Origin of the sequence: Formicincola oecophyllae, assembly GCF_006542395.2 — a bacterium.
In the GTDB taxonomy this organism is placed as follows: Bacteria; Pseudomonadota; Alphaproteobacteria; order Acetobacterales; family Acetobacteraceae; genus Formicincola; species Formicincola oecophyllae.
The window spans coordinates 26675-42240 of the sequence record NZ_CP038231.1; the positions used below are offsets into that span (position 1 = coordinate 26675).

The window sequence follows — 15566 nt, forward strand, 5'->3', positions numbered from 1 at the left end:
GCCCTGCCCAACAAAAAACCCTCCCAAGCCTAAAGGCAGGGAGGGCCTGGGAACAGCCATCAGGGCTGGCTTTTGAAAGCCGCCCTGGGCCTAGGCTCAGTTCAAGCCAGCGCTTTTCTGGGCAGGCTGGGCTGCTTCCATCTGGGCGGCTTCCTGGGCGTGGGCACGGAAATAGGTCCACTCATCCACCACCTGGCCGTCAGGCAGGTGGCACATGCCAACCGTTCCCTGCCCGCTCTGCACCATGACAACTTGACCGCCCTTTTTGCCGCAGAACACGCTGGCGGGGTTGGCCATGCCGGCAGGGGCGTTTTGCGTGGCAGCTGGGGTGGCCTGGCTTTGTGCCTGGTCGTTCGCGTTGTCGGAATGGCAGGCGGCCAGCCCCAGTGAAAGCAACGCTGCAGCGCTGCAGGCGGAGGTACGGGCCAGGATGGTGGTCAGGAAAGACTGTGCCATGGGTGGGGACCTGTCATCATAATGAGGGATAGGGAAGGGGAAGGTAGAACCAGGTTCTGCCTAAAAGCGCTTGGCAACGCTTAGCGTGGCGCAACGCCCCTAGGGTGCGGAGGCCTGCGTGACCTTTGCGCGAACCTGGTTGGAAAACCTTATCCCCTTTTTGCCAGCGTACAATGGCAAAACCATGGCCCCAGGGGCCTGGCGCCAAGGCCGTTTCAGGCTGGTTAGGCCGTTCCGCTTTGAATGGGAGGGGTTGAAGGCTGTGTTCAAGGCTGCCTTGCAGTGGGCGGGGCTTCACCCCTCTGGTGGCTTTGCCCTAAGTTGCGGCCCTTTTACCAAGCCCTGAACGCCAGGGCGCCGCACCATCCCCCTTGCGCCAGCAAGGTTGCCAGCCAGCATGGAAGGGACGCTTCATGGCCCAGAACCGCTCCAGCCTGCCCACCAGCCCCCCACCGCCCCAGCCAAACTCACCTGCAGCCACCCCTGACGCCAGCCATGAAACCACCATGGGCACCTTGCTAGCGCTGGGGGCGTTCGCTGCTTTCTCCATCAGTGATTTATATTCCAAGTTTCTAGCAGGGCACCTCAACGCGTTTGAGGTGGCCGCCTCAAGCGGGCTGTTTGGCTTGCCCCTGCTTTTCATCCTGAAAAAGCCCGGCCAAAGCTGGCGCGCCCTTTTCCCGGAGGGGCGGCAATGGCTTGTCTGGTGCCTGCGCGCGCTCGCCGTGTTCATCTCCACTGCACTCAGCGTGGAGGCCTTCATGCTGCTGCCCATGGCGGAGGCCATGGCGCTGATGTTCCTCTGCCCCTTCGCCACCAATGTCCTGGCCACCCTGTTCCTGCATGACCGCATCAAGCTGCGTTCATGGATGGCCACGCTGGTAGGGTTTGTGGGGGTGCTGATGATCCTGCGCCCTGGCGTGCGCGCCATTGGCCTGGGGGAGCTGTGCGCGCTCGCTGTGGCGTTTGTCTTAGCGTTGAATGTCGTGACCTTCAGGGCTGGCGGCGGCAAAGCTGAAAGCCCCCTGACCAAGTTCAGCGCCACGGTGTTCGGCCCGCTGGTTGGCAATGGGCTGCTCTGCCTGCCAGATTTCAAGCTGCCCCATGGCGCTGCTGTCTGGGGGGATTTGTTTGGCTACGGCTTTCTGATGGCTGTGGGGCAGCTTGGCATCATGGCGGCGTCACGCCTCATCCCCTCTAACCGGATATCGCTTGCACAGTACAGCCAAATGCTGTGGACGGTGGGGTTCAGCCTGTTCATTTTCCACGACCGCCTTGATAGCTGGACGGTGGCTGGCATTGTGGTGATTCTGCTTTCAGGCCTTCTGGAAGGGGTGGGGCGCAGGCGCCCACTGCCTGTGCTGCCGCCCGTGGCAACTGTGCCTGGCGCGCCAGCGCCAACCGTACTGGAGGAAGGCTGGGACCCATCCCCCACGCCAGAGGGGACCAACCAGGCAGACCTGACCCCACCCAACTAAAGAGGGCTGGCTGGGGTCAGAAATCCACGTCAGAAATCCACAATGGCCATGTGGTGACCTTGGTCGTCATCAGTGGGGATGATTTTTACCACCACCCCCTTGGCGCCGGCGGGGGGGCGGCTGTAGCCGCTGTCTGGCACCGCTATGGTGGGGTAGCCATGGGGATTGGCTAACAAACGGCGCCCGTCTGTCGCGATTTCCACCTGCACCGTTTCACCAAGATGGGGGAACGTGGCTGGGTCGCCCAGTATCATGGTGTGCACCATCAACACCTCCTATTGTTCAACCTTTACAGGCGTAGGCGCGGTTTCAGGCGGAAATGGGGCTGCTGCGCCATGCTTGCGCATGGCAGCGTTGCCTGCTCCACCAACCTTTGAGGCGCCTGGGGCTAAGCGTGCCATGCTTTGGCATGGTGGTGAAACCATTCCAGCACGGCCAAGGCCACATGGCGCCGTTGTAACGGGCCGGCAAGGTAGGGCTGGTTAGGCAGGCTAGGTTGGTGTTAGTCCTCGTCCACCCATCCTTTGGGGGTAAGGACAAGTGTTTCCTCACCTTCAAGGCCTTCCTTGGCCTGATCTTCGAAGTCTGGCCAGTTGTCGCGCACATTGGCGTCCTCCGCCCAGGCGGCCGGGTGCTTGACCTTGTAGTGGAAGCGCACTTGTGAAACCGTCAGCCCCATAAGGTCGCTTGGCTGCGTGAAGCTGTCGATGGTCACATCGTCAAACCGCCCAGCGCACAGTTGGTTGGGGTCGAAGAACTGCTTAGGGTTGGAAGGCACGAAATAGTGGTTGCCCAGGGCCGTCAGATCATACTGGGTGCCTTTTTCAACCTGGCCTGTTTTATTGTTGAGCTTTTCCGCTGGCTTACTGGTAAGCAGCCCAGCATTGACCAATGTGTCCGGGTCACGCTTCCAGCGTTCTTCAAAAACGGAAAAAGGCACCGTTTTGCCAGGCAAGCTGACGCAAAGCCCCGGCTGCTTGGCCAGCCACACCTTTAAAGCATGGGTGAAGTTGGCCTTGTCAGGTTTTTTAGCGTTGCACCCTGCAAGCCCCAGCGCCAAAGGCGCCATGAAGGCCGCCAAGGCAGCGTTGCGTAAAGCTGGTTTGAAGGGTCTGTGCCTGGTGGCCATAAGCGCGCCGTGCCTTTCACATGCTGTTGCCCGGCTGTTGCCCAGGCCCCGTGGGGCGGGCTGCAGCGTGCCGCATCATTGCGGGATGTGAACAATCCAGCTGCCAGAATGAATGGCCTTGCGCCACTCTGCCCTGTCATGTGTGCCAGGCAACCCTACCCAGCAGGAGCTTTGGCCTGTTCCAAAGGCTGGCCGCATATCAGTGCAACGAACAGCAACCAAGCCCCAAAGGGGTGGGGTGGTTAGTTGGCGCCTGGCGGCGTTTTCTGCCCACCATGACCCTGTGCGCCTGTGTTTTTGTGCATGAAGGGAATATGGCGCAAGCGCCACAGCAGGCGCGGCAACCCCAGGAGGGGGTGGTTGCGTTCAAAGTCGCTGGCGGGGATGACCTGCCCTGTATGGCGGTGGATCTTCCACAGGATGTAGTCAACGCCTCCCCTGAAGGTGAACAGGGCCTTCAGCAAACGGCTGCCGTTGAGGACCTTCCCAGCCCGCATGATATGGCCCCATTGCTCCAGCGCAGCCTGGCGCTGTTCTGGGGCGGGAGTGGAAAGTTTGCCTTCATGCAGCAGGCCCAAGGCCATCCAGGCCAGGAGGAGCATGTGCCCATAGCGCCCCACCTGCCCAGCCAGCAGGCTTGCGCTGCGGTCAGCCCCCTCCACGCGCAGTTCAGCTTTGTAGGTGTGGGCGTAAAGGTTACGCCAGAAAGCGGCCCAGTCCTGCGCGCTAAACCATTGCTGGGCCTGGCTTGGCGTTGGCAGGATGAAGGCCCACCAGGCCGCCGTCAGAACAGCCTCACATAGGAGGGAGGCCACGCTGGCCGCGGCGGTTTCGCTTGGTGCCCAGACCAGGCGGCAAGGCTGGCTGAAACGCGCCCAAAGCGTGGTGTCCAGCGATGAGGGGCGGCAGCGCGCCCTGAAGTCATCCACCGTGATGACGGCGACCTTGGCGCGCAGGGGCTGGGCTGCGGGGTTGCCGAAGGTGCGGGCCTCAAAGGCGCTGTGCGGCTCCTCCCAATAATAGACGTTAGGGGGGAGCACGCGGGCTGCTTTGCGCTCCAGCGCGCTGCCAAGGAGGCCGTCTGTGCTTTCCACCACAACATAGAAGTCAAGCACGCCTGAGGGGTCCAGGGCTGGATCCGCTGCTGCGCCGGCACTTGGCCCAGGGGCTTGTGGGCGCGCCAGCGAACCGTAAAACAGAACCCCCACAGGTGGCTTGGGGAAGACCTCCACAATGCCTTGGGCGAAGGCCTTCAGCGCTGGTGGAACAGGCTGGGTGATTTCACGGCTGATTTCCTCGTACAGGCCAGCGCCAGCTGCCACCTGCGCATCAAGCGAGGTGTTGAAAGGCTTGGTCTCAAAAGGGGGCTTTGTGCTGTGGTCAGGCATGAAGGAACCGGAAAACTGGGCCGCGCTCCAGCGTCACGCGCTGGTCGGGGGGGGTGGGGAACACTTCGCCATCCATGACGAAATCACTGTTGGTATGCATCTCAAGCGCTTGGTCTTCAATGCCGCTGACATAGTCGGCATGGGTGCGCAGCCATGCAGGTGCGCGCCCGCGCAACAGGTTGTAGAGCACAGCCCCCATGCGGGCCGGAAAAGCACTGACATTGAGGAAATGGAAGCCATGGCGCCCATCCTGGCCCTCGCGCCAAAAAGGCCAGATGCCGTAAGAGAGCTTCTCCAGCCCTGTGGCCAGGAACAGGAAGCTGTGGCCACGGCGCATGATGTCACGTTCCCTGGCTGCCCCCACCCCGCCCCCTTGCAGGGCTGGCCTGGTCCAGCGCAGGCTGTCGCCAGCCAGCCATTCTTGGCGGGAACGCTTGAAGAACAACCGCCCAATGCTGCTGGCCACCGTGAGGACAACAGCCAAGTCATGGGGGGCGTAGCGCAGCATAGTGGGGGAGTGGGCAATGCGGATGGCGCGCGCGTAGCCTGCGCAGCCACCGAACATGCCCAGCACGGCGTGGCGTTCAGGCGCGCCAGGCCAGGTAAGGCGTATGGGCGCGCGCAGGCGGTAAGGGCAGGGACCGCCGTCTAGCAAGCGGTTGAGGGCCGCCACCCCACGCAGGCCAAAGCCAACGTCCTGGGCAATAAGGTTGGTGTTGCCTGAAGCCAGCACGGCGATGGCTGGCAGTTGGTCATGGGGCCAAACCTGCGCCATAGCGGTGAGGCAACCGCTAATGGTGCCATCGCCACCATCAATCATAACGGTGTTGACGCCAGCCTCCTGCAAGGTGCGCATACGCGCCACCAGGGGCTTTTGGTCACGGGCTGAAAAGCAGAAACCGCCCAGGCGCTCTTGGGCGGCTTCCAGGAACTGGCCAGCCCCCTTCAAGTTCAGGCGGCTGTGGGGATTGTGGATGAGGGCTGCGCGCACCGTGTCTCCATTCAAGTAAGGTTCCAGCATGGCACGGTTTAATAAGAACAACAGGCAACGGTCCTATCTATGTTCACCGCTAGGCGCCCTCCCATAACATGGCTATGGTGCGCGAACCAGAAGGAACCCTGGAAGAATGAGCGCAATAGCCCCAAACACCCTCACAGCTGGCGCTGCAGCATGGCCCCTGCAGGATGATGAAAAAGGGCCGGCGCCTATGCCAGCGCCGGCCCTGCAGGCTGGCTGTGCTGTGCGCTTGGCCCACCTTTCAGACCCGCACTTGCCACCACCACCCATCCCCCTCTGGCGCTACGCCAATAAGCGCTTGTTGAGCCGCATTTTGTGGGAAAGCAAGCGCAAATGGCGTCACAGGCCAGAACAATGTGCCCGTGTGCTGGCGGATTTGAAATCATGCCATGACGATCCCCACTCCCCCCCCCTTGACGCCATCCTGTGCTGTGGTGACCTGACCAATTTCGGCACTAAGGAGGAATACGCCGCTGCTGCGGACTGGCTTGCTGGCTTGCCAGCGCCAGCCTTGGCCGTGGCTGGCAACCATGACGCCATGGTGGGGCGCAGCTGGCGCCAGCACCTGGCAGGTTGGGCGCCCTGGGGCGCTGACGGTGTGGGGCTGGCTGCGCCTGTGGTGCGCTTGGTGGGGCCTGTGGCGGTGGTTGCCGTCAATTCAGCCAGGCCAAGGCCGCCCTTCATTTCCAACGGTTTAGTTGACGCGCCCCAGCAGCGCAGGCTTGCCTCTATTCTGGACCGTTTGGGGGAACTGGGCTATTTTCGCCTGGTGATGCTGCACCACCCCCCCCAGCCCCTGCCAGCCGACAAGCGCCTGCAGGGGGCGTTGGGGTTCGCGCGCCTGCTGCACCAGCATGGCGCTGAAATGGTGCTATATGGCCACACGCACCGCTCGACCCTTCAACGCATCCCCGGCACCACTATCCCATGCCTTGGAGTGGCGTCCACATCGCTGCAGGCGCCGCGCGGGCGCGCTGGCGATGAGCGGGGCGCCGCCTGGAACGATATCACCATCATCCCCTTGCCAGCCAGCCAGCCCAGCGCGCCCCAAGGACCTGGTGCAGGGGGCGGGCGGCAATGGCAGGTGGCTGTGCACCTGCGCCGCCCACAGGGGGACCTTTTCCCCCATGAGGGTAGCATTCGGGGGGAAGCTGTCTTCACCACAGGCGCCCAAGGCACCTCGCATGGGGGTAGCGCAGGTGGGGGGGTAAAAATAAACACTTCCCAGCTGGGGTCCTTTCAAGGCAAAGCTGCCTGATGTTCCGCCGCCTGCCCACCCTGGACCGTTACCTGCTGCACCAAATGCTGCCACCGTTCTTCGTGGCGCTTGGCACCATGATGGTCGCCTTGCTGCTTGAACGCCTGCTGGTGCTGTTCAACCACCTGGCCAGTTCGGGCAGTTCGCTAGGAACGCTGCTGACGTTGCTTGCCGACCTCATGCCCCATTATATGGGCCTGGCCGTGCCAGCTGCGCTGTGCATCGGGGTGTTCATCACCATCCACCGCATGAGTGAGCATAACGAACTTGACGCACTGCGCGCAGGCCATGTCTCCCTTCTGCGCGTGACACTGCCTTTTGCGGCCTTTGGCGTGGTGCTGGGGCTGCTCAGCGTTATGCTTTACGGCTACCTGCAGCCACTGGCGCGCTATAACTACCGCCAGGGGTTCTACCTAGCGCGCCACACAGGCTGGGCGCCACACCTGCAGTCTGGTATGATGGCCGTCACCTCACGCACATCTGTGCTGACGGCGGACGAAGTGGGGCCGGGTGGGTCTGACCTCAAGCGCGTGTTCATCCGCGAAATCAAGAACGGTGAGCTTCACATCACCACAGCCCCCAGGGGCCTGCTGACCATCTCAGAGCAGAAACGCGCCACAGAGCTTGACCTCTGGGATGGCTACACCATGATGGCCAAGCACCCAGACGTGCCTGGCACGCCCGTCACCATGACGCATTTCGACCACATCACGCGCATTATTGAGCGCGGCCCCACAAGTTACAGCTACCGCCACCGTGGTCGTGACGAGCGTGAGCTGACGTTGCTGGAGCTTGTCAGCGCCTTGAATGCCGCCAAGGACATCAAAGGCGCTGACGGCGACAACATCACCCTGACCACACTGCGCGCCGAGTTCAACTTCCGCCTGGCGCGCGCTTTCATCATCCCCTTTCTGCCCTTGCTGACGGTGGCGCTGGCTGTGGGGCAGAAGCGCCGACGTGCCCTTGGCCAGCAGGTGGCGCTAGCGGTAGTGCTTGTTGGGTTCAATGAACTTCAGCTGTTCGGCAATGGCTTAGCCCAGGACGGCAATCTGCCTGTATGGTTGGCGCTGTGGGTGCCAGATGGCCTGTTCGCCGCTGGCTGCGTTGGCGTTCTGCTGTGGAAGGCTGAAACCTTCTCAAGGGGCGGGCGGCGCAAAGCCACCCCCGGGCCCGCCAAAGCCCTGCCAGCTGGGGGCGCGCAACCATGAGTGTGCGTTCATTCCTGGCCCGTTTCGCCGTTTTCGCTCCCAGCGAGCTCATGCGTGATGGCCTCGTGCCTTCACCCAGGGAATTGCTGCGCCCCAAGCCAACCTTGGCACGGGTGTTCCTCAAGCCCCTTTTGGCGCGCATCCTGATGTGCTCTGCCGTGCTGTGCGGCTTGATGGAGGTTCTGGGGCTGCTTGACGCCGTCCCCATGATCCTGCGCCGTCACCTGGGCATTCTGGGGCTGTTCCACTTCATGGGGCTGCACTTACCGGCCCTCTTCGTGGAGACGCTGCCTGTGGCTGTGCTTGTGGGCAGCCTGTTCACCCTTATGCACATGGCCCTCTCAAGCGAGCTGGCGGCGCTACGCGCCTCCGGCCTTTCCACATGGGGCATGTTCATGGAGATGCTGCCAGCCCCCCTCTTGCTGGGGGTGGTGGGAATCGGGGTTCAGTTCTGGGTGGTGCCGCCAGCTGAACAGGCCTTGAGCGCCTGGTGGAATGTCAGCGCTACGCGCGTTCATGACATGGCAAGCCAGCCCCCTGTTTGGTACCGGGAGCGTGGGCACATTGTGCACATCAGCCATGTTGGTGGCGGGGGTACCCATTTGGAGGGAGTGACGTTCTACCAGCGCCAGCTGGGGACGGGCATTTTGCAGGGGCTGCTTCATTTCCCAGCGCTGGACTATCAAAAAGGCCACTGGGTTGTGGGCCAGTCCGCACCAGGCGCAACGGGGCTTGCGGCCGCGCCCGCTTCGGAGACCGTCATCTCCCCCACCCGCGAGGACGGCCAGATTAACACTTTTTCAGGTGCACCCCCCCTCCACGCCATGCCAGAGCAGCTTAACACCATGGCCATGGCGCAACCGCTCTACACCCCAGGTGACCTCATCAGCGCTATGAGGGGGCGCCAGCCCTTCAGCCTGCCGCCGTCAAACTACAAGATGGCCCTGCTGCAGGCGCTAGTCCTGCCTGTGGAGCTGGTCGTTATGGTTCTCATCGCGCTGCCAGTCACTTACATTCCCCCCAGGGCTGGCACGCGCAACCCCTTGCCTGTTTATGTGCTTGGCGCGGGGCTAGGGATTGTTATTCTGCAGGGAATGATTTCTGCTTTGGGCAATGCGGGCTCGTTGCCTGCCTATGTGGCCGTTAGCGCAGGTTTGGTTGTGGCAGCCCTGTTCGGTATCACATGGATACTGCGTATGGAGGATAAGTGAGCGTGCTGAAGTTTCTCAAGAACACCCCCTTGATGCGGAAAGGCCGCAGCCACGACTTGGGCAAAATGAACCTGCCCCAGCTGTGGAAGGCCTACCTGACCTATCCCACCATCCTGCTTTACTTCTCCATCATCATCGCCTCTGCAGCGGCGACGTTCTGGTTCTGGACAAGCTTCTGGGCGGCCTTCCTGCCCATGGTGGCCGTCATTCTGGTGTTCCCGGTGGTGTGGTACGTCATCCACCGCTGGATCATGCATGGGCGCTGGTTTTACCGTAATCCGCTCACGGCCAAGATGTGGAAGCGCATCCACTGGGACCACCACCAGGACCCGCACAAGCTGGAGGTCTTGTTTGGCTCCCCCCTCCACACGGTGCCGACAGCGTCTTCCATCGCGCTGCCGCTAGGCTACCTCATGGGGGGATGGAGCGGCGCCTTCTCCGCGCTCGGCACCGCTGTTTCTATGGCGTGCATCTATGAGTTCTTCCATTGCTTGCAGCACCTGAACTACAAGCCGAAATGGGATTGGGTGGTTTACATCGTCCAGCTGCACATCCTCCACCATTTCCATGACGAGGACGGCAATTTCGGCATCACCAACTACTTGCTTGACCGCATGTTGGGCACGTTCTACCGCACAGCCAAGGATAGGCCGCGCAGCAAGTTCGTGTTCAACCTGGGCTATAACATGGAGGAAGCACAGCGCTACCCCTGGGTGATGCGCCACACAGGCGCGCCGCCGCGCCACAGGCCGGACCCGGCGCGCGTGCCCCACACGCCGCAGTTCCGCAACCCCCAAAGCCGCAAAGCGGCCAAGCTTGGCGTGGGCTGAAGGCACGCAACTGATGACCAGCTTCATGCCACATCACGGCACCACGCCCCAAGGACCTGCGCCCTTCAGCACGGTGATTCTGGCTGGATCGCGCCATGGCGCGGCGGAGCCCTTAGCGCGCTTTGGCCAAACTACACACAAGGCCCTTCTGCCTGTGGGGGGGGTGCCTATGCTGGAACGCGTTGTCAGCGCACTTGAAGCAGTGCCAGGGGCTGGCAAGCCCTTAGTTTCCATTGAGGACCCCTCCGCACTGGCCTTCCTGGAAGGGCGCGTCACCCCCGTTCAGGCCTGCCCAACCCCAGCTGAGAGCGCAGCGGTGGCTGTGCGCCTGGCAGGCACGCCCTGCCTGCTGACCACGGCTGACCATGCCCTGCTGCAGCCTGAATGGGTGGCGGGGTTCATTGCCAAAAGCCGCGCCACCGGCGCTGACATCACAGCAGCTGTGGCGCTCAGGGAAACTGTCACGCGGGACGTTCCTACCACCAAACGCACGTTCATCCGCCTTTCGGATGCGGCGTTCTCTGGTTGCAACCTGTTTTGGCTAGCCAACCAAAACGCCTTGAACGTGATTGATTTATGGGAGGTGCTGCAGAAAGACCGCAAGCACCCCTTGCGCATGGCCCAGCGCCTGGGTTGGGGGACGCTTGCGCGCGCCCTCACCCGCACATTGAGTGTGGAGGCGCTTGAAAACCGCATAGAGGCCCTGACAGGCGCCCATGCGCGCCTCATCATGATGGATGACGGGCGTGCCGCCGTTGACGTGGACAAGGTGACGGATTGGCACTTGGCTGAAAAGCTGCTGGCCACCCCTGAAAGCCGCACCCCCTGAACGTTGAGGCGCTGCATGCCCCCAGCGCCCTCAGCGTTGGAAGCGCCGCTTGAGCTTGCCCCATTTCTTCAGAAAAGCGGTGCGGGGGCTGCGGATGTCGCAGCGGACGTCAACCAGCGTTTTGGCCGCTCCAGAAGAATCCGTGACGGCGGCGATGGTGTGAAAACCGTCCCCCCATTCATCAGCTAGTGAAGGGGGGATGGGCACGTCATGGCGCCCCAGCACATGGGGCCGCCCCTCCAGCAGGCCGCCAAGGGTCAGGATGGCCATGCCGCCGCCATAACTCTGGGTGCAGTTTTGCACAGGCAAATGCACCACTGGGCTGCCTGAAACGCTTTGCCCCACCCATGCCGTGCCACCAGGGCGGGCCCCTGAACGGTCCACCAGCAAGGTGCCTTCATGGTGCCAAGGCCCCATCAGCCCCTCAGCCCAGGAAAGGCGCAGCTCGCTCTGGCGCGCTGGTTTGGGGGTGGGGGGAGTCCAGAACATCCACCAGCGCCCGCCAAGCTCAAGCAAGGTTGGGTCGATGGCAGGGTGGTCAAAACGGAAAGCTGGCTCCAGCACCCAATCATGGGGGAAGCTGCGGGCGCGGTAGAGCGAAAGCCTGCCTGATTTCCAAGCTTCAGGCAGCATGTAGATGCCCCCCTGCCATCGGTACAGAGCGGGGTAGGAGAGATGCCATGGCTTGTCGAGCACGCGCACGCGCTCAAGCAGCTTCCAGCTGGCAGTGTCATAGGTCAGGGCATCTATCACGCCACGGTCAGTGCGGTAATCGTAGTTTTCCGCCATGACGTGGATTTTACCGCCTTCCTCAAGGCCGAAAGGGTCCGCCAGGAAGTGGTCTGGCCCCGTATCAGGAAGGAGGGTGATGGCGTCCCCAGCGAATCCCTCAGGGCGCAGTGCGTGGCTGATGGGGGCATGGATGAGCGCGCACCGCCAATGGTGGACGGGCTTGGCAAATGGCAATGAGGAGATGGAAACCATGCTGGAAAACCCTGGTGGCGTTGGGGCCTGGCCTGGCGCTGCCCCAGCCAGGGCGCTCCGTTGTGGGGTGGGGCTTGCTTGAATGGCCCCCTAAAGACATTTGTGGCATTCATTACCATGATCGTGCCTTTGAAGGAAAACCGCCATGGCTGATGTCATCCCCGAAAACCACCTGCGCCTGGCACCACCAGGGGTGGAGGGGCGTTTCACAACCGCCCTGGCCCTGATGGGGCAGGCGGCAGAGCTGGCCATGGTCATGCGCCCAGCCCCAGGTGCCCCCCAAGCTGCCATGAAGGGGCAGCAGGATTACGTCACCGCTGCTGACAAGGCTGTTGAGAAACTGCTGCGGGAAGGGTTGCTAGCAGCCTTCCCTGGTGACGCCTTTTTGGGGGAGGAGACAGGCGGCGCCAGGCGCCCTGAAGGCTGGCGCTGGATCGCAGACCCCATTGACGGCACCTCCAACTATGCCCGTGGGCGCGACCGCTGGTGCGTTTCGCTTGGCTTGTTTTGGAACGACACCCCCATGATGGGCATCATCAGCGCGCCCACCACCTTGAAGACTTACGCCGCCATCAAAGGCTGCGGGGCATGGCGTAATGGCCAACCCATGAAGGCCGCCACCACGAAAAGCACCAGCCACGCCATGGTGGAGGTTGGCTGGTCACCTTGGGTGGAGAAGGGCTGGTACGAGGCCCGCATGGTTAATGTCCTTTCCACAGGTGCCATGCCGCGTACGCTTGGTTCAGGCGCGTTGGCGCTGGCTGACGTGGCCTGCGGGCGGCAGGATGGCTATTTGGAAAAGGTGATCCAGCTGTGGGACGTGGCCGCTGCACTGGTCCTGCTGGAGGAGGCAGGCGCCAGCGTTACGCCTTTCCTCCAGCAAGGGGGACTTGAGGGAGGGGCACAGATTTTCGCTGCCAGTCCGGCCTTGGCAGCCCCCCTCGCAGCGGCCCTTGGCCTGGTTGGGCAGACCACAACCCCTTAACGGTCCCACCAAGGACACACGCCAGCTAGCGCCCGCCAAAGCACTTGCCGTACTGCAGGCCTAGCCGTTCTTGCAAGCTGCCCCTGGACAGGGGGCGTGGGGGTTTATAAGGCTTTTCCAGCAGCGCCCGCCCGGCATTCGTGGCAGGATGGGCAAGGCTGGGGACTATGGAGGCGCTAAGAATGCGCCAGGGACCATTGCCATTCAGGCCATGCGCCAGCCTGCAGGGGCTGGCAAGGGCACTCGTCAAGGACAGGGACATGATGAACCGGTTGAAGAACACGTTACCCCATCAGGCCGCCCAGGCAGTGCGCCGCGGCATGTTGGCCACTGCTGCCGTGGTGGCTGGCATGGCCACGCTTGGTACAGCCCATGCTGACATGGCCTCGCGCGCACGCCACGACCAGTCCCTGGTCAACAAAGCGACCTTCCAGGTGCAGCAGCTGTTCTCAAACGTTACGGCCACGCCTGCGCAGATCGCCAGCCGCCGCAAAATCCTCCACAAAGCGCGCGCCGTGATGATCTGCCCTGACATCTTCAACATGTCCTTGGTATTCGGCGGTTCAGGCGGGCGCTGCATCCTGATGGCGCGCGGTGGCAAGGGCACATGGTCAGACCCTGCTTTCTACAACCTCAGCGCTGGTTCAGTGGGGCTGCAGATTGGCTACCAGAACAGCCGCCTGATGCTGTTCATCATGAATGAGAAGGCGCTGAACGCCATTCTGGACAAGCAGTTCGCTTTCAACGCCCACGCCGGGGTGACCTTCGCTGACATGGGCGGCCACGCCAACCAGGGCAGCACGGATGGCGGTGCTGCTGACATCTACGCCCTTCAACAAGCGGATGGACTTTATGTGGGCGCCTCCCTGGGGGGGTCTCAGCTTTCCCCCGATGACAAAGACGATGATGCCTATTACCACCGTACCGTCACCCCTGAGGACATATTGCTGAAAATGTCCGTCAACAACACGGCGGCTGACCCCCTGCGCCGCGCGGTAATGGAAGCGGCCGTGGTGCCCACGCGTGACCAAAGCTCTGTGGCCAGCGCCGTCAGTACCGCTGTGGATAAAGCCAAATCCAAAGCCACTACCACAGGCGTGCAGGTGAAAAACACCGTCACCAGTACGCCCTTGGCTGGCGATGCGTCCCAAAGCGCGCATAAGGCCAGTGCTGCGGCGCAACATGCTGTTGCCGCCGCCAAGACCACAGCCCGAAACACGGCAGCCAGTGCCAAGGCCACAGCCCATAAGGCGGCTGCTAGCGCTAAAGCCAGCGCAAGCAGCGTCAGGGGTGCTGTGAAAAACGCCATGACCAACCCTTGATAAGCTGAGCTTCCCTCAGCTCCTGCGCTGGGAGCCCTAGCTAACAGAAAGCCCCTTTCCATTTGGAGAGGGGCTTTCGCTTTCTTGTATCGTGGGGCCCTCACCTGGCTCTGTCGGGGCCAGGGAAGGATGGAGGATGCCTGTCCAGCCTCAAGGGGCCGCAGGACCAGTACTAGGCGCTGTGGTAGCGGGCTGGGGTGCAGTTTGAGGGGCTGTGGGCGCAGCTGCCTGGGGCGCCTGGCCTGAAGGGGTGGCTTGGGCGGGCGCCCTATCTGGGGTGGGGTTTTGGCTGCTATGCCAGTGCTGCACATTGTGGTTGTGGTCGCTTAAGGTGGTGGCGAAATTGTGCCCCCCCTGGCCACTGGCCACGAAATAAAGCCAATCCCCCTGGGCAGGGTGGGCCACGGCTTCCAACGCGGCGCGGCCAGGGGCGCTGATGGGCGATTCAGGAATGCCGTGGTTCAAATAAGTGTTGTGAGGGCCTGGCACTTTCAAATCAGCACGAGTTAGAGGGCGCGGCAATGTCCCTACACCACCGCTGAGGTCGTAGATCGTGCCTGGGTCTGTTTGAAGGGGCATGTCCAACTTCAACCTGTTGAGGAACACGCGCGCGATTTTAGGCCGTTCAGCAGGGGTGGCTGTCTCACGCTCCACCAGGGAGGCCAGCACCAGAAGCTGCTGGGGTGTGGTGACGAGCCCTGCAAGGGCCCCTTGGTCGCGGTTCTGCCATGTGGTGGCCAGGCGGCGCTTCATTTGGCGTTGCATCAAGTGCAGCAGGGCTGTGCGGTTCATGCCGCGTTCAAAACTGTAGGTCTGAGGTTGGACGCTACCTTCAGCTATAGTGGGGGGCAGGGTACCTGAAAGGGCGCTGTCATCCATCATAGCTGCCCTGATACGCCGTGACGTCCAACCTTCAGGGATGGTCAGCCTGTGCAGGATAGGCTTGCCGTGACGCAGGATGTCCAGCACTTTCTGGGCGCTGGCATGGGCAGGGAACAAATATTCCCCAGCGCGCAGCGGCCCCTGGCTGCGTGTGCGGGCCATCAGGAAGCGGAACACAGCATCATCAAAGCGCTTGGAGGACAGCACTCCCTGCTGTTCCAGGCTGCCAATCACCTGGTCGTAATTGCCTTTGGGCACCACCAGGGCGCGCGCCGCTGGCAGTGGCCCTGGGCGCAGGAAACTGTCCTGCACCAGCTGGTAACCCACCCCAAGGGCAATGGCGGCCAATGCCACCAGCCCCAAAAGGCTGACCACAATGGTTTTCAAGACCCGCACCCAACGGGAATGGCGTGGGAGCATGGCGGTGTTAGGGGGGGTTGAATCATCCTGCATCACGCCATGATAAGCCTGCCCACCCTCAGGGGAGAAGCCCCTAAGCGGATTTGCCACGCTGCGGCCATGGTTGCCCCAAGCCTACTACCCCCCACCAAAACGGGGCTTAAAAGGCCCCGCTACACGCCTGCCAGC

At 62.4% G+C, this 15566-nt stretch carries 15 protein-coding genes; 8 read left to right on the forward strand and 7 right to left on the reverse strand.

What is annotated here, in order from left to right; translation table 11 throughout:
• Positions 1 to 96: 96 nt before the first annotated feature.
• Positions 97 to 456, reverse strand: a complete 360-nt coding sequence (locus tag E3E12_RS00110; protein WP_141442514.1) for a putative hemolysin — start codon at positions 454 to 456, stop codon at positions 97 to 99.
• Between the two features lie 413 nt (positions 457 to 869).
• Here E3E12_RS00110 and E3E12_RS00115 point away from each other — a divergent pair, with 413 nt between their 5' ends.
• Positions 870 to 1934 (forward strand): DMT family transporter, encoded by a 1065-nt coding sequence (locus tag E3E12_RS00115; RefSeq protein ID WP_141442515.1) that lies wholly within the window; start codon positions 870 to 872, stop codon positions 1932 to 1934.
• A 29-nt stretch (positions 1935 to 1963) separates the two neighbouring features.
• On the opposite strand, the gene E3E12_RS00120 is transcribed toward E3E12_RS00115, so the two are convergent.
• The 4 genes from E3E12_RS00120 to E3E12_RS00135 form a co-directional block, all read right to left on the reverse strand.
• The gene (locus tag E3E12_RS00120; protein ID WP_141442516.1) at positions 1964 to 2200 is read right to left on the reverse strand and encodes a hypothetical protein; all 237 of its coding nucleotides are present in this window, start codon (positions 2198 to 2200) and stop codon (positions 1964 to 1966) included.
• A gap of 236 nt (positions 2201 to 2436) precedes the next feature.
• Entirely contained in the window at positions 2437 to 3063 is a 627-nt protein-coding gene (locus E3E12_RS00125; RefSeq protein WP_141442517.1) for a hypothetical protein, read from the reverse strand.
• 242 nt (positions 3064 to 3305) lie between these two features.
• Positions 3306 to 4451, reverse strand: coding sequence for a hypothetical protein (locus tag E3E12_RS00130; protein WP_141442518.1), 1146 nt, complete (start codon positions 4449 to 4451; stop codon positions 3306 to 3308).
• Positions 4444 to 5457, reverse strand: coding sequence for a diacylglycerol kinase family protein (locus tag E3E12_RS00135; RefSeq protein WP_240810506.1), 1014 nt, complete (start codon positions 5455 to 5457; stop codon positions 4444 to 4446). The genes E3E12_RS00130 and E3E12_RS00135 overlap by 8 nt, the downstream gene beginning before the upstream one ends.
• Before the next feature lie 121 nt (positions 5458 to 5578).
• Here E3E12_RS00135 and E3E12_RS00140 point away from each other — a divergent pair, with 121 nt between their 5' ends.
• From E3E12_RS00140 to E3E12_RS00160, 5 genes are read left to right on the forward strand one after another with little or no spacing between them, the layout of a single operon-like run.
• The gene (locus tag E3E12_RS00140) at positions 5579 to 6727 is read left to right on the forward strand and encodes a metallophosphoesterase family protein (RefSeq protein WP_141442519.1); all 1149 of its coding nucleotides are present in this window, start codon (positions 5579 to 5581) and stop codon (positions 6725 to 6727) included.
• Complete coding sequence (locus E3E12_RS00145; RefSeq protein ID WP_141442520.1) at positions 6727 to 7935, forward strand: LptF/LptG family permease; 1209 nt, start codon at positions 6727 to 6729, stop codon at positions 7933 to 7935. The genes E3E12_RS00140 and E3E12_RS00145 overlap by 1 nt, the downstream gene beginning before the upstream one ends.
• Entirely contained in the window at positions 7932 to 9146 is a 1215-nt protein-coding gene (locus E3E12_RS00150) for an LptF/LptG family permease (RefSeq protein WP_141442521.1), read from the forward strand. Before E3E12_RS00145 ends, E3E12_RS00150 begins: the two co-directional genes overlap by 4 nt.
• 32 nt (positions 9147 to 9178) lie before the next feature.
• A complete protein-coding gene (locus E3E12_RS00155; protein ID WP_141443941.1) occupies positions 9179 to 9976 on the forward strand; it encodes a sterol desaturase family protein in 798 nt (265 codons plus the stop codon).
• A gap of 13 nt (positions 9977 to 9989) precedes the next feature.
• The gene (locus E3E12_RS00160) at positions 9990 to 10805 is read left to right on the forward strand and encodes a nucleotidyltransferase family protein (RefSeq protein ID WP_240810507.1); all 816 of its coding nucleotides are present in this window, start codon (positions 9990 to 9992) and stop codon (positions 10803 to 10805) included.
• Between the two features lie 30 nt (positions 10806 to 10835).
• Here the strand turns inward: E3E12_RS00160 and E3E12_RS00165 are convergent, their stop codons facing one another.
• Positions 10836 to 11789, reverse strand: a complete 954-nt coding sequence (locus E3E12_RS00165; RefSeq protein ID WP_141442522.1) for a glucosamine inositolphosphorylceramide transferase family protein — start codon at positions 11787 to 11789, stop codon at positions 10836 to 10838.
• A 145-nt stretch (positions 11790 to 11934) separates the two neighbouring features.
• Here E3E12_RS00165 and E3E12_RS00170 point away from each other — a divergent pair, with 145 nt between their 5' ends.
• Complete coding sequence (locus tag E3E12_RS00170) at positions 11935 to 12774, forward strand: inositol monophosphatase family protein (protein WP_141442523.1); 840 nt, start codon at positions 11935 to 11937, stop codon at positions 12772 to 12774.
• Positions 12775 to 13034: 260 nt separating this feature from the next.
• A complete protein-coding gene (locus E3E12_RS00175; protein WP_168194331.1) occupies positions 13035 to 14096 on the forward strand; it encodes a lipid-binding SYLF domain-containing protein in 1062 nt (353 codons plus the stop codon).
• A 150-nt stretch (positions 14097 to 14246) separates the two neighbouring features.
• Here the strand turns inward: E3E12_RS00175 and mltG are convergent, their stop codons facing one another.
• Positions 14247 to 15488 carry an endolytic transglycosylase MltG gene (gene mltG, locus E3E12_RS00180; protein ID WP_240810508.1) on the reverse strand — a complete coding sequence of 414 codons (1242 nt, stop codon included), beginning with the start codon at positions 15486 to 15488 and terminating at the stop codon, positions 14247 to 14249.
• Positions 15489 to 15566: the final 78 nt, after the last annotated feature.

Coding starts and splice junctions, on each gene's coding strand:
- E3E12_RS00110 (WP_141442514.1), bottom strand. CDS start 456: ATGGCACAGTCTTTCCTGACCACCATCCTGGCCCGTACCTCCGCCTGC.
- E3E12_RS00115 (WP_141442515.1), top strand. CDS start 870: ATGGCCCAGAACCGCTCCAGCCTGCCCACCAGCCCCCCACCGCCCCAG.
- E3E12_RS00120 (WP_141442516.1), bottom strand. CDS start 2,200: ATGGTGCACACCATGATACTGGGCGACCCAGCCACGTTCCCCCATCTT.
- E3E12_RS00125 (WP_141442517.1), bottom strand. CDS start 3,063: ATGGCCACCAGGCACAGACCCTTCAAACCAGCTTTACGCAACGCTGCC.
- E3E12_RS00130 (WP_141442518.1), bottom strand. CDS start 4,451: ATGCCTGACCACAGCACAAAGCCCCCTTTTGAGACCAAGCCTTTCAAC.
- E3E12_RS00140 (WP_141442519.1), top strand. CDS start 5,579: ATGAGCGCAATAGCCCCAAACACCCTCACAGCTGGCGCTGCAGCATGG.
- E3E12_RS00145 (WP_141442520.1), top strand. CDS start 6,727: ATGTTCCGCCGCCTGCCCACCCTGGACCGTTACCTGCTGCACCAAATG.
- E3E12_RS00150 (WP_141442521.1), top strand. CDS start 7,932: ATGAGTGTGCGTTCATTCCTGGCCCGTTTCGCCGTTTTCGCTCCCAGC.
- E3E12_RS00155 (WP_141443941.1), top strand. CDS start 9,179: ATGCGGAAAGGCCGCAGCCACGACTTGGGCAAAATGAACCTGCCCCAG.
- E3E12_RS00160 (WP_240810507.1), top strand. CDS start 9,990: ATGACCAGCTTCATGCCACATCACGGCACCACGCCCCAAGGACCTGCG.
- E3E12_RS00165 (WP_141442522.1), bottom strand. CDS start 11,789: ATGGTTTCCATCTCCTCATTGCCATTTGCCAAGCCCGTCCACCATTGG.
- E3E12_RS00170 (WP_141442523.1), top strand. CDS start 11,935: ATGGCTGATGTCATCCCCGAAAACCACCTGCGCCTGGCACCACCAGGG.
- E3E12_RS00175 (WP_168194331.1), top strand. CDS start 13,035: ATGATGAACCGGTTGAAGAACACGTTACCCCATCAGGCCGCCCAGGCA.